Source organism: Actinophytocola sp. (assembly GCF_036402745.1).
GTDB lineage: Bacteria > Actinomycetota > Actinomycetes > Mycobacteriales > Pseudonocardiaceae > Actinophytocola.
In genome coordinates, this window is record NZ_DASWSJ010000360.1 from 1 (window position 1) to 12,391 (window position 12,391).

A 12,391-nucleotide genomic window follows, 5' to 3' on the forward strand; every position below is an offset into this window, starting at 1 on the left:
GCGGTGTAGGCGGCCGCGTCGGCGTCGGCGAGGGGCTCCAGCTCGGCCCGGAGCTCCTCGGCCCGCGTGGCCGGCTGGTCGCTGAACCGGGCCGCCATCGCGACGAGGGCGGCGGCGGACGCGGCCGTCACCGCGGCCACCACGCCGCCGCCCGGCGCCGGGGTGCGGGCGGCGACCCGCTCGAGCAGGCCACCGACCGAGAGGTGCAGCAGGGAACTCACAAGCCGGTCAGGATAGCCCGACGATCTCGCCGTCCGGGGTCAGGTCGATGCGGGTCGCCGCGGGGGAGGAGCCCAGGCCCGGCATCGTCCGCATGTCGCCGCAGATCGGGTACACGAAGCCCGCCCCGACCGACGCGCGGACCTCGCGCACGGGCAGCGTCCAGCCGGTCGGCGCGCCGAGCAGCTTCGGGTCCGACGAGATCGACAGGTGCGTCTTCGCCATGCAGATCGGCAGCTCGCCGAAGCCGTTGCGCTCGTAGGTGTCGAGCTGCTTGCGGGCGGCGGGGGCGTAGGACACGCCGGCCGCGCCGTACACCCGGGTCGCGATGGTCTCGATCTTCTCCCGCAGCGGCGCCGACGTCGGGTACAGGAACTGGAACTCCGACGGCTCCTCCGCGGCCTCGGCCACCGCCTCGGCGAGCTCGGTGGCACCCGCGCCGCCGTCGGCGAAGTGGGTGCTCACCGCCACCCGCGCGCCCATCGACTCGGCCACCTCGCGGATCGCCGCGTGCTCGGACGGGTGGTCGGTCGGGAACGCGTTGACGCAGACCACCGGCGAGACGCCGTGCATCCGGATGTTCTCGATCTGCTTGCGCAGGTTCGCCGCGCCGGCGTGGACGTCGTCGGGGTTCTCGGCCAGCAGCTCCTCGGGCAGCGGCTTGCCCGCCACGATCCGGAACTTCCCCGAGTGCGCCTTCAGCGCCCGCACGGTCGCCACGAGCACGGCCGCGTCCGGGGCCTGGCCGGAGACCCGGCACTTGATGTTGAAGAACCGCTCCGCGCCCATGTCCGCGCCGAAGCCCGCCTCGGTGATCAGGTAGTCCCCGCACCGGATGCCGATCAGGTCCGCCACCACCGACGAGTTGCCCGTCGCGATGTTGCCGAACGGTCCACAGTGGACCAGAACGGGCGTGTTCTCGAGCGTCTGCATCAGGTTCGGCTTGATCGCCTCGCGCAGCAGCACGGTCATCGCGCCCGCGACCTCGAGTTCCTCGGCGGTCACCGGCTCGCCGGCCGGCGTGTAGCCGACCACGATCCGGCCCAGCCGGGCCCGCAGGTCCTGGAGTCCCGTCGTGAGCGCGAGCGCGGCCATGACCTCGGACGCCGCGGTGATGTCGAACCCGGTCTGCCGGGTGACGCCGTCCGCCTTGGCGCCGAGCCCGACGACGATGTTGCGCAGCGACCGGTCGTTCATGTCCAGCGCCCGCCGCCAGGTGATCTCCTGGAGGTCGAGGCCGAGCGCGTTGCCCTGGTGCAGGTGGTTGTCGACCATCGCGGCCAGCAGGTTGTGCGCCGCGGTGACCGCGTGCATGTCGCCGGTGAGGTGCAGGTTCAGCAGCTCCATCGGCACGACCTGGCTGTACCCGCCGCCGGCCGCGCCGCCCTTGATGCCCAGCGTCGGGCCCATCGACGGCTGCCGGATGGCCACCGTCGCCTGCTTGCCGAGGTGCTTGAAGCCCTGCCCGAGCCCGACCGTCGTGGTGGTCTTGCCCTCGCCCAGCGGCGTGGGCGTGATGGCGCTGACCAGCACGTACTTGGCCTTCGGCGCGTCGGCGAGCTCGTCGATCGCGCCCAGCCCGACCTTCATGACGTCGCGCCCGTAGGGTTCGAGCAGCGCGGGCGGCAGGCCCATGTCGGCCGCGATGTCCTCGATGGGCTTGAGCTTGGCGCCGCGGGCGATCTCCAGGTCGGAGGGGAAGGCCATGGGGACTCCTTCAAGGGTCGGCGCGGGGTCGCCGCAGCCGTGTTCCAGGGGCGGACGAGCCATGACGGTACTCCTCCCCGTTGCACGCAGCGCGGTTAGTTGCGCATGAAGCAACGAAGAACACAGCCTCTGGAACGACCTGCCGTCAGGCCGGCTGGCGCAGCTGCTCGGCCGCCGCGACCGCGAGCGGATCGAGGTCGTGCGCCCCGGCGTCGACGTAGGCCAGCAGGTCACGCACCATGCGCGGCTCCCAGAACGTGTGCAGGTGGGTGGCGATCTCGGCCGTGGCCCGCGCCGCCGGGACGTGCGTGAACTGGATCGCGATCTCGTTGGCGAGCCGGGCGTGTGGTGGCAGCGACATGTCAGCTACCCGCCACCGGAACGGGTGCCTGCTCGGCGCGGTGCCGCGTCGGCGTGACCCCGGGCGCGAGCCCGACCTGCACCGCGGTCACCTTGTACTCCGGGCAGTTCGTCGCCCAGTCGGAGTGCTCGGTGGTCACCACGTTCGCGCCGGTCACCGGGTGGTGGAACGTCGTGTAGACCACGCCGACCGGCATCCGGTCGGAGATCCGGGCCCGCAGCGACGTCTGGCCGACCCGCGACGCGAGCGACACGGTGTCGCCGTCGTCGATGCCGCGCACCTCCGCGTCGTGCGGGTGGATCTCCAGGATGTCCTCCGGGTGCCAGGCCACGTTCGCCGTGCGCCGGGTCTGCGCGCCCACGTTGTACTGCGACAGGATCCGCCCGGTCGTGAGGATCAGCGGGAACTTGCGCGTGCTGCGCTCCTTCGTCGGCACGTAGTTCGTCGGCATGAACCGGCCCTTGCCGCGCACGAACGCGTCCTTGTGCATGATCGGCGTGCCCTCGGGAGCCGCGGGGTTGCACGGCCACTGCACGCTGCCGACCTTGTCCAGCAGCTCGAACGAGACACCCGAGAACGTCGGCGTGGTCAGCGCGATCTCGTCCATGATCTGGCTCGTCGAGTCGTACCGCATCGGGTAACCCATCGCCTGCGCGATCTCGGCGACGATCTCCCACTCGTGCTTGCCGGTCTTGGGCTTCATCACCGGGCGCACCCGGTTGATCCGCCGCTCGGCGTTGGTGAACGTGCCGTCCTTCTCCAGGAACGAGGTGCCCGGCAGGAACACGTGCGCGAACTTGGCCGTCTCGTTGATGAACAGGTCCTGCACGACCACGAGCTCCAGCGACTCCAGCGCCTTGTGCACGTGCTGGGTGTTCGGGTCGGACTGCGCGATGTCCTCGCCCTGCACGTACAGCGCCCGGAAGGTGCCGTCGATCGCCGCGTCGAACATGTTGGGGATGCGCAGGCCCGGCTCGGGCAGGATCGGCGTGCCCCACAGCTCCTGGTAGATGTCGCGCACGCTCTCGTCGGACACGTGCCGGTAGCCGGGCAGCTCGTGCGGGAACGAGCCCATGTCGCAGCTGCCCTGCACGTTGTTCTGGCCGCGCAACGGGTTCACGCCCACGCCGTCGCGGCCGATGTTGCCGGTGGCCATCGCGAGGTTGGCCATGCCCATGACCATCGTGGAGCCCTGGCTGTGCTCGGTGACGCCGAGGCCGTAGTAGATCGCCGAGTTCGGGCCGGCCGCGTAGAGCCGGGCCGCGGCCCGCACGTCGGCGGCCGGCACGCCGGTGATCTCCTCCAGCGCCTCCGGCGAGTTCTCCGGCTGGGCGATGAACGACGCCCACTCCGCGTAGTCCTCGCAGCGCTCGGCGACGAAGTCCTCGGCGACCAGGCCCTCGGTCACGATCACGTGCGCGAAGGCGTTGATCATCGCCACGTTGGTGCCCGGCGCGAGCGGCAGGTGGTACTGCGCCTCGATGTGCGGCGAGCGGACCAGGTCGATGCGCCGCGGGTCGATGACGATCAGCTTCGCGCCCTCGCGCAGCCGCCGCTTCATCCGCGACGCGAACACCGGGTGCCCGTCGGTGGGGTTGGCGCCGATCACGACGATCACGTCGGACTCGGCCACGGACTTGAAGTCCTGGGTGCCGGCCGAGGTGCCGAAGGTCTGCTTGAGGCCGTAGCCGGTGGGGGAGTGGCAGACCCGCGCGCAGGTGTCGACGTTGTTGTTGCCGAACGCGGCGCGGATCATCTTCTGCACCACGTAGACCTCTTCGTTGGTGCAGCGGGAAGAGGTGATGCCGCCGATGGACGCGACCCCGTGCCGCGCCTGGATGTCGCGCATCGTCGTGGCGACCGTGGTGATGGCCTCCTCCCAGGAGACCTCGCGCCACGGGTCGGTGATCTTCTCGCGCACCATCGGGCTCAGCTGCCGGTCCGGGTGCGAGGCGTAGCCGAACGCGAACCGGCCCTTCACGCAGCTGTGGCCCTCGTTGGCGCCGCCGTCCTTGTACGGCACCATCCGGACCAGCTCGTCGCCCTTCAGCTCGGCCTTGAACGAGCAACCGACGCCGCAGTAGGCGCACGTGGTGAGCACCGACCGGGTCGGCATGCCGAGGTCGACGACCGACTTCTCCTCGAGTGTCGCGGTAGGACAGGCCTGCACGCAGGCCCCGCAGGACACGCACTCGGAGTCCATGAACAGCTCGTCGGCGCCGGGGGAGACCTTCGAGTCGAAGCCGCGGCCGGCGATCGTGAGCGCGAAGGTGCCCTGCACCTCGTCGCAGGCCCGCACGCAGCGCGAGCAGACGATGCACTTGCTGGCGTCGAAGTCGAAGTACGGGTTGGACGTGTCCTTCGGCGCGTCGAGGTGGTTCTCGCCCTCGCCGACGCCGTAGCGGACGTTGCGCAGGCCGACCACGCCGGACATGTCCTGCAGCTCGCAGTCGCCGTTGGCCGAGCACGTCAGGCAGTCCAGCGGGTGGTCGGAGATGTAGAGCTCCATGACCCCGCGACGCAGCTTCTCGAGCTTGGGCGACTGGGTCCGCACGGTCATGCCGGGCCGGACCGGCGTGGTGCACGACGCGGGCGTGCCCTTCACACCGTCCACTTCGACCAGACACAGGCGACACGAGCCGAACGCCTCGAGCGAGTCGGTGGCGCACAGCTTCGGGATGTCCACGCCGGCCAGCGCGGCCGCGCGCAGCACCGAGGTGCCCTCGGGGACCGTGACGGACAGGCCGTCGACCTCGACGTCGACCACGGCCGCACCCTTGCGGGCCGGTGTACCCAGGTCGGGCTCCTTGAGAAGACTCATGACGAACTCCCGGCTGGTCCGAACGTGGGCATGGGCAGCGGGGTACTTCGGTGGAAGTCCTCGCCGAAGTGCTTGACGGCGCTGCGGACGGGCATCGGGGTGAGCCCGCCCATCGCGCACAGTGAGCCGTCGGTCATCAGCTCGCACAGGTCCTCGAGCAGCTCGAGGTTCTGCTCGGGGTCGACGCCGGCGATGATCTTGTCGAGGGTCTCCTTGCCGCGGACCGCGCCGACCCGGCACGGCGTGCACTTGCCGCACGACTCCTCGGCGCAGAACTCCATGGCGAAGCGGGCCATCCGGGCCATGTCGACGGTGTCGTCGAAGACCACGATGCCGCCGTGCCCGACCATCGCGCCGGCCGCGGCGAACTCCTCGTAGTCCATCTTGAGGTCGAACTGGTCCACCGGCACGTAGGCGCCGAGCGGGCCGCCGACCTGGACCGCGCGGATGGGCCGGCCGGTGCGGGTGCCGCCGCCGTAGACGTTGACGAGCTCGCCCAGCGTGATGCCGAACGGTGCCTCGACGATGCCGCCGCGGGCGATGTTGCCGCCGAGCTGGAACACCTGCGTGCCAAGGCTTCGGCCCACGCCGAGGCCGGCGTAGGCGGCCGCGCCGTCGGCGAGGACCATCGGCACCGCGCCGAGCGTGAGCACGTTGTTGACCACGGTCGGCCGGCCGAACAGGCCCTCGAGCGCGGGGATCGGCGGCTTGGCGCGGACCATGCCCCGCTTGCCCTCGAGGCTTTCCAGCATCGAGGTCTCCTCGCCGCAGATGTAGGCGCCGGCGCCGACCCGGACGAAGAGGTCGAACGTGAGGTCCGAGCCCAGGATCGAGTCGCCGAGCCAGTTGTGCGCGTAGGCGATCTCGATGGCCGAGCGCAGGGTCGCGATCGCGTCCGGGTACTCGGAGCGGATGTAGACGTAGCCCTCGATCGCGCCGACCGCACGCGCGGCGATCGTCATGCCCTCGATGAGGGTGAACGGGTCGCCCTCCATCAGCATCCGGTCGGCGAACGTGCCGCTGTCGCCCTCGTCTGCGTTGCAGCAGATGAACTTCAGGTCGTCCTGCGCGCCGAGCACGGTCTTCCACTTGATGCCGGCGGGGAACCCCGCGCCGCCGCGGCCGCGCAGCCCGGACTCGGTGACCTCGTCGACGACCTGCGCGGGGCTTTTCGCCAGCGCTCGGCGCAGGCCTCGCATGCCGCCGTGCCGCTCGTAGTCGGCGGCCGAGAGCGGGTCGATGACGCCGACCCGCTGGAAGGTCACGCGGTGCTGGTCCTTGAGCCATTCCAGCTCCTCGGTGAGCCCGAGGCTGTGGCCGGTCTCGGCGCCGTCGAGCAGGCCGGCGGCGAGCAGGTCGTCGACGTCCTCGGGCTGAACCGGCCCGTAGGCGACCCGCCCGCGCTCGGTCTCGACCTCGACGAGCGGCTCGAGCCAGAGCATCCCGCGCGACCCGTTGCGCACGACCTTCGCCCGGCCGGTGGCGGCGATCTTGGCGGCCACCTCGTCGGCGCCGACGCTGCGCGCGGCCGAGTCCCGCGGCACGTACACGGTGACGGTCATTCTTCCGCCTCCGCGGCGAGGAGTGCGTCGGCGGTGATGATTTCCGCCTCCGCGGCGAAGAGTGCGTCGGCGGTCATGCCTTCACCGCCCTGTCGTTGGGGCTGGCGTTCCTGTCGTTGGGGTTGGCGTTCGCGATCAACGTGTCGAGCCGCTTCGCGTCGACCCGGCCGGAGAGCCTGCCGTTGACCTCGACGGCCGGGCCCAGCGCGCAGTTGCCGAAGCAGAAGACCTGCTCCAGCGTCACGGTGGCGTGGCACTGCTTGGCGTGCTCGAAGACCGCCTCGGCGCCGCCGGCCTGGCACGCCTCGGCCCGGCAGACGCGGACCACGGTGCCGGCGGCGGGACTGTCCCGGAAGTCGTCGTAGAAGCTGATCACCCCGAACACGTCGGCACGCGAGAGGTTCAGCTCCTCGGCGAGAATCGGCACCACGGCCGCGTCGACGTAGCCGAACTCGGCCTGGATGTCGTGCAGGATCGGCAGGAGCGCGCCCCGGTCGCCGCGGTGCGTGGCTACCGCCGAACGCACCCGCTGCTCGAGAGGCGACCCGCCCGCCATTGCGCCGGGTGTCATGGGGTGACTGTGCACATTCCCGGCGCCGCTGGTCAAAGCACTGGTGCTTATGTTTTGAGAGGTCTTGTTTATGACCGAGACCACCTGCGGTTTTGTATGCAGTTGGTCTAGACCTTTATGGGGTTGTTATGTTCGCTGGTCGGGACGGCGGCGAAGATCGGCTTCGCCGCGGCTCCGGATAACTCCCACCGCGGGCTCGGCGGCTGGCGCCCACCCACGACGCGAACTCCGCGCCCGGCGTGCCCGGCTGCTCGCGTCAGCTTGTCGCGTCCCTCAGTCGCTTTGCCACGTCCTCCGGCAGCACGTCCGTCACGAACGCGCCCATCGCCGCTTCGGAGCCGGCCAGGTACTTCAGCTTGTCCGCCGACCGCTGGATGCTCGTCACCTGCAGGTGCAGGTAGGCCTGCTCCCTCCCCGGGCCGCTCGGCGCCTGGTGCCACGCCGCCACGTACGGCAGCGGCTGGTCGTACAGCGCGTCCAGCCTGCCCAGCACGTTCAGGTACAGGTGGACGAAGTCGTCGCGCTCGTCCTCGGTCAGCGACGGGATGTCCGGGACCTGCCGGTGCGGGTACAGGTGCACCTCCACCGGCCAGCGGGCGGCCGCCGGGACGAACGCCGTCCACAGCGACGACGACGCCACCACCCGGGCACCCGTCGCGCGCTCGCCCGCCAGCACGTCCGCGAACAGGTTGCGGCCCGTCCGGGACGCGTGTGCGACGGCGTTACCCAGCATCTGGCGGGTCCTCGGGGTCACGAACGGGTAAGCGTAGATCTGCCCGTGCGGATGCTCCAGCGTCACGCCGATCGCGGCGCCCCGGTTCTCGAAGCAGAACACCTGGGCCACGCCCGGCAGCGCGGCCAGCGCCGCGGTCCGGTCGGCCCATGCGTCGACGACCAGGCGCGCGTGTTCCGGCTTCAGGGTGGCGAACGCGGCGTCGTGGTCGCTCGTGAAGCAGACCACCTCGCAGCGGCCGACCGCCGGGGCGGAGTCGACCAGCGGGGGCAGGTCGGGCGTCGCGCCGCCCGAGGCATGCATCGACAGGCTCGGGAAGCGGTTCTCGAAGACCGCGACGTCGTAGTCCGGCGACGGGATCTCGGTCTGCCGGCCCCCTCTGGAAGGACACAGTGGACAGTCGTTCGTGGCCGGCCGGTACGTCCTGTTCTGGCGGTGGGAGGCCAGCATGACCCACTCGTCCAGCACCGGGTCGTGGCGCATCTGCGACGCCGTCGACACCGGGTCGAGCCGGCGCGGGTCGTGCAGCTCGCGCGCGGGGGCGTCGTCGTGGTCGAAGTAGATGATCTCCCGGCCATCGGCCAGCTGGGCGGCGGTCCGTTTCACCGGGCGCCCTCCACCGAGACGATCCGCACGTCCTCGACATGCTCGGACAGCACCTCGATGGCCTCCTCGGGCAAGCCGTCGTCGGTGATCACCACGTCGGCGTCACCGAGTCGCGCGATGGTGGACAGGCCGACCGTGCCCCACTTGGTGCTGTCGGCCAGCACGACCAGCCGCCGGCCGGCCGCCACCAGTGCCCGGTCGGTGTCGGCCTCCAGCAGGTTCGGCGTGGTGAAGCCGGCGGTCTCGGCCATCCCGTGCACGCCGAGGAACACGATGTCCAGGTGCAGCTGGCCGAGCGCCGACACGGCGATGGGACCGACGAGCGCGTCGGACGGGGTGCGGACGCCGCCGACCACGACCACGTTCTGGTCGGTGGACGGCCGGGCGTGCAGGACGTCGGCGATGCGCATGGAGTTGGTGACGATCGTGAGGCCGTCGACCGCGCGCAGCACGTGCGCGAGCGCCCAGGTGGTGGTGCCGGCGGACAGGCCGACCGCGGTGCCGGGGGAGACCAGCTCGGCGGCGGCCACGGCGATGGCCTCCTTCTCCGGCTGCTGGCGTAACGACTTCGCCTCGAACCCGGGCTCCTCGGTGCTGGCCGAGCGGCGGGTGGCCCCGCCGTGCACCTTGTCCAGCAAACCCTGCTGCGCGAGTGCATCCAGGTCGCGCCGGATCGTCATGTCGGAGACCCCCAGCATCTGGGCGAACTCGATGACTCGCACGGCGCCCCGTTTGTGGATCTCCTCGACGATCCGGGCCTGCCTCTCCGCTGCCAGCATCGCCTCTCCCAATCCGTGGAGCGCACCCGAATCGATCGCCATTCAACCATAAACCAACTCAATCGAACATCCGATGACGTATCGTGTTCGATCCCTCGAAAGCTTGCTGTTCTTTCATTGTTGACAGGCGGCCGGTGCCGATCGAAAGTTGACCCTATGGTGGTCGACGCTGACGCACGGTTGCCGCTTGCGCCGCGCCGCAGCCGGATAACCACCATCACGCACGAGCGCGGCCACGTCCACGTCGAGGACCTCGCCGCCCAGTTCGAGGACGGCGGGGTCACCGTCCGCGGCGACCTCGCCGCCCTCGGACGGCAGGCAAAGGTCCGACGGGTCCGGGGCGGCGCGGTGCCGATCGAATACCCGCTCGGCCCGCGCCCATTCGAGGAGATGCCCGACGTCGGCACCACCACCGCCGCGGTGGCCCGCGCGCTGGTCGCCCGGCGAGGGCTCCGCGCCGCCGGCAGCCAGGTCGAGGTTGCCAGGTAAAGGAAATCGGATCGCACGAAGGAGTGTGTTCACGATGAACCGGACAGCGCGATGCGCCCTGCTCGCCGTACTCGGCGTGGTGTCGCTTCTGATCGGCACCATCCCCGCGAGCGGCGCACCCGCACCCGCACCGGCGCCGGACAAACCGCCGCTCGCGCCCACCCCGCCGATGGGGTGGAACAGCTGGAACAAGTTCGGCTGCGACATCGGCGAGGAGCTCATCCGCGAGACCGCGGACGCGATGGTCTCCGCCGGCATGGCCGCGGCCGGGTACGAGTACGTCAACATCGACGACTGCTGGATGGCCCCGCGACGCGACGCGGCCGGCCGCCTCCAGGCCGATCCCGTGCGCTTTCCCAGCGGCATCAAGGCGGTCGCCGACTACGTCCACGCGAAGGGCCTCAAGCTCGGCATCTACTCCTCGGCCGGCACGGCGACCTGCCAGGGCCTGCCCGCGAGCCTCGACCACGAGACGACCGACGCGGAGAGTTTCGCCGAGTGGGGCGTGGACCTGTTGAAGTACGACAACTGCAACAACCAGGGCCGCCCGGCGATCCCCCGCTACACCGCGATGGCCGATGCCCTGGCCGCCACCGGCCGCGACATCGTCTACTCGATCTGCGAGTGGGGCTCGAACCAGCCGTGGCAGTGGGCGGCGGACGTCGGCGGGCACTACTGGCGCACCACCGGTGACATCTCCGACAACTGGGGGAGCGTGGTGTCCATTCTGGACCAGCAGGTCGGCCTCGAGGCGTACTCCGGCCCGAACGCGTGGAACGACCCGGACATGCTCGAGGTGGGCAACGGCGGCATGACCACCGAGGAGTATCGGGCGCACCTGAGCCTGTGGAGCCTGCTGAACGCCCCGCTGATCGCGGGCAACGACCTCCGCACGATGGACGACACCACCCGCGCGCTGCTGACCGACCCGGAGGTGCTCGCGGTCGACCAGGACTGGGCCGGCATCCAGGGCCACAAGATCGCCGACGAGGGCGACCAGGAGGTATGGACGAAGCCGACGTCGAGCCATGGTGCCGCCGTGGTCCTGTTCAACCGCGGTGCGACAGGCGCCCAGGTCTCGACGACCGCCGCCGGCCTGGGCCTCCCGAGCGCGTCGGCATACGAGCTGCATGATCTGTGGGCGAACACCACCACCGTGACGACCGGCGACGTGCGGGCGTCGGTCCCCGCCCACGGCGCGAAGATGTACGTGGTCGCCCCCGGAAAACGCGGAGAGCCGGCGGTGTCCACGAACGTGACTACGACCGGCTACGTGGAGCCGGGAGAGTCGTTCCCCACGACCGTGACCGTGGCCGACGACGGCCCCCGAGCGGTCCGCGACGTCCGGGTCACCCTGACCGTGCCCACCGGTTGGCGGGCGACTCCCGTTGGCGGAACGTCGGTACGCGCGATCCCACCCGGCCGAAGCGCTGACGTCGCCTTCACGGTGACAGCCCCCGCCGACGCCCCGAACGGCACGCACGCCTTGACCGCCGACGTCCGCCACAGAACCGGCAGCCTCACCGGCTACGGCGCGGTGACGATCGCGACGACCCCGACCGGCACCCCGTGGCTGTCCGACCTGAGCCCGGTGAGCACGCAGGTCGGCTGGGGCCAGCTGGGGGTGGACAAGAGCGTGGACGGCCACCCCCTGACGATCGCCGGAGTGCCGTACGCCAAGGGGATCGCCCCGCACGCGGCCTCCGAGATGACCTACTACCTGGGCCAACACTGCACCCGCTTCGCGGCGGGCGCGGGCATCGACGACGAGACGGGAAACAGGGGCACGGTGACCTTCACGGTCCTGGGCGACGGCCGGACCCTGACCGAGACCGGCGTGGTGACCGGCGGCCAGCAGGCGGTGCCGATCGACGTGGACGTGACCGGAGTGACGGAGCTGGTCCTGGTGGCAGGCGTAGGCCCGGACAACAACAACTACGACCACAGCGAATGGGTGGACGCGAGGCTGACCTGCGCCTGAGCGAGCAGAGCTAAAGACCAGATCGCGAAGCGAGCGGCGGGAGAAGAGGCTTGCGCCAGACGCAGGCGGGGACGAGTGACCTCTCCCCGATGAGGCTGGGCTGGGTGGTGTGCGCGTTCGGCGGCGCGCGGAAGGCCGAAATGCGATGAACGACGCCGCGGTGAGGCGTCGTTCATCGCACCGGCAAGGTCCAAGGTGAGCGGTGATCACCAAGAACCAAGAACCAAACCCAGGCCCCTCAACCCAAAGCGTACTGAACCGGTCACGAGTACCCGGACCGGGCACACCCGCCCGACAGAAACCGGCAACTCCGCACACCCGCGCCAGGGCATCGTCATACATCTGACCTTTACCCACTGTAACCACTGGCGGCGCAAGGTAACGCCAGAGTGTCGGGCACGTGTCACGATCTGGATACAGGATGAGGTCCGACCCCTTGACGGGCGCGCCCGTCGTGAGCCAAGGTTTCGTTTCTGAGAGGTCGCGTTTACAACTGTTGAGTTTGTGCCGGTCCTTGAGGAGGCGCGACAATGATGAGCCCTCGTTCGTTCGGTGCCGGCGG

Annotated in this window: 10 protein-coding genes; 2 read left to right on the forward strand and 8 right to left on the reverse strand. The window is 70.4% G+C overall.

All coding sequences use genetic code 11. From position 1 onward, the window contains the following. From VGD70_RS32245 to VGD70_RS32280, 8 genes are all read right to left on the reverse strand, one after another. Positions 1-221, reverse strand: a 221-nt coding sequence (locus VGD70_RS32245) for a cyclodeaminase/cyclohydrolase family protein (protein ID WP_331088089.1), incomplete at its 3' end; no start/stop codon positions are given. Positions 222-228: 7 nt separating this feature from the next. Then, complete coding sequence (locus VGD70_RS32250) at positions 229-1,926, reverse strand: formate--tetrahydrofolate ligase (protein WP_331088090.1); 1,698 nt, start codon at positions 1,924-1,926, stop codon at positions 229-231. Between the two features lie 145 nt (positions 1,927-2,071). Next, positions 2,072-2,287 (reverse strand): formate dehydrogenase subunit delta, encoded by a 216-nt coding sequence (locus VGD70_RS32255; RefSeq protein WP_331088092.1) that lies wholly within the window; start codon positions 2,285-2,287, stop codon positions 2,072-2,074. Position 2,288: 1 nt separating this feature from the next. Further along, positions 2,289-5,108: a formate dehydrogenase subunit alpha gene (fdhF, locus tag VGD70_RS32260; protein WP_331088094.1), complete on the reverse strand. Its 2,820-nt coding sequence runs from the start codon at positions 5,106-5,108 to the stop codon at positions 2,289-2,291. Beyond that, positions 5,105-6,670, reverse strand: coding sequence for a formate dehydrogenase beta subunit (locus VGD70_RS32265; protein WP_331088096.1), 1,566 nt, complete (start codon positions 6,668-6,670; stop codon positions 5,105-5,107). The genes fdhF and VGD70_RS32265 overlap by 4 nt, the downstream gene beginning before the upstream one ends. A 73-nt stretch (positions 6,671-6,743) precedes the next feature. Then, positions 6,744-7,241, reverse strand: a complete 498-nt coding sequence (locus VGD70_RS32270) for an NAD(P)H-dependent oxidoreductase subunit E (RefSeq protein ID WP_331088098.1) — start codon at positions 7,239-7,241, stop codon at positions 6,744-6,746. Positions 7,242-7,497: 256 nt separating this feature from the next. Next, on the reverse strand, positions 7,498-8,580 hold the full coding sequence (galT, locus tag VGD70_RS32275; RefSeq protein ID WP_331088100.1) for a galactose-1-phosphate uridylyltransferase: 1,083 nt from the start codon (positions 8,578-8,580) through the stop codon (positions 7,498-7,500). Next, positions 8,577-9,359, reverse strand: coding sequence for a DeoR/GlpR family DNA-binding transcription regulator (locus VGD70_RS32280; RefSeq protein ID WP_331088102.1), 783 nt, complete (start codon positions 9,357-9,359; stop codon positions 8,577-8,579). The genes galT and VGD70_RS32280 overlap by 4 nt, the downstream gene beginning before the upstream one ends. A gap of 156 nt (positions 9,360-9,515) precedes the next feature. On the opposite strand from VGD70_RS32280, the gene VGD70_RS32285 reads away from it, so the two are divergent. Beyond that, positions 9,516-9,848 (forward strand): DeoR family transcriptional regulator, encoded by a 333-nt coding sequence (locus VGD70_RS32285; RefSeq protein ID WP_331088104.1) that lies wholly within the window; start codon positions 9,516-9,518, stop codon positions 9,846-9,848. A 34-nt stretch (positions 9,849-9,882) separates the two neighbouring features. Next, positions 9,883-11,829, forward strand: coding sequence for an NPCBM/NEW2 domain-containing protein (locus tag VGD70_RS32290; RefSeq protein ID WP_331088106.1), 1,947 nt, complete (start codon positions 9,883-9,885; stop codon positions 11,827-11,829). Positions 11,830-12,391: the final 562 nt, after the last annotated feature.

Excerpts from the sequence above, each read along its gene's own strand:
- VGD70_RS32250 (WP_331088090.1), bottom strand. The coding sequence starts at position 1,926 with ATGGCCTTCCCCTCCGACCTGGAGATCGCCCGCGGCGCCAAGCTCAAG.
- VGD70_RS32255 (WP_331088092.1), bottom strand. The coding sequence starts at position 2,287 with ATGTCGCTGCCACCACACGCCCGGCTCGCCAACGAGATCGCGATCCAG.
- fdhF (WP_331088094.1), bottom strand. The coding sequence starts at position 5,108 with ATGAGTCTTCTCAAGGAGCCCGACCTGGGTACACCGGCCCGCAAGGGT.
- VGD70_RS32265 (WP_331088096.1), bottom strand. The coding sequence starts at position 6,670 with ATGACCGTCACCGTGTACGTGCCGCGGGACTCGGCCGCGCGCAGCGTC.
- VGD70_RS32270 (WP_331088098.1), bottom strand. The coding sequence starts at position 7,241 with ATGACACCCGGCGCAATGGCGGGCGGGTCGCCTCTCGAGCAGCGGGTG.
- VGD70_RS32280 (WP_331088102.1), bottom strand. The coding sequence starts at position 9,359 with ATGCTGGCAGCGGAGAGGCAGGCCCGGATCGTCGAGGAGATCCACAAA.
- VGD70_RS32285 (WP_331088104.1), top strand. The coding sequence starts at position 9,516 with ATGGTGGTCGACGCTGACGCACGGTTGCCGCTTGCGCCGCGCCGCAGC.
- VGD70_RS32290 (WP_331088106.1), top strand. The coding sequence starts at position 9,883 with ATGAACCGGACAGCGCGATGCGCCCTGCTCGCCGTACTCGGCGTGGTG.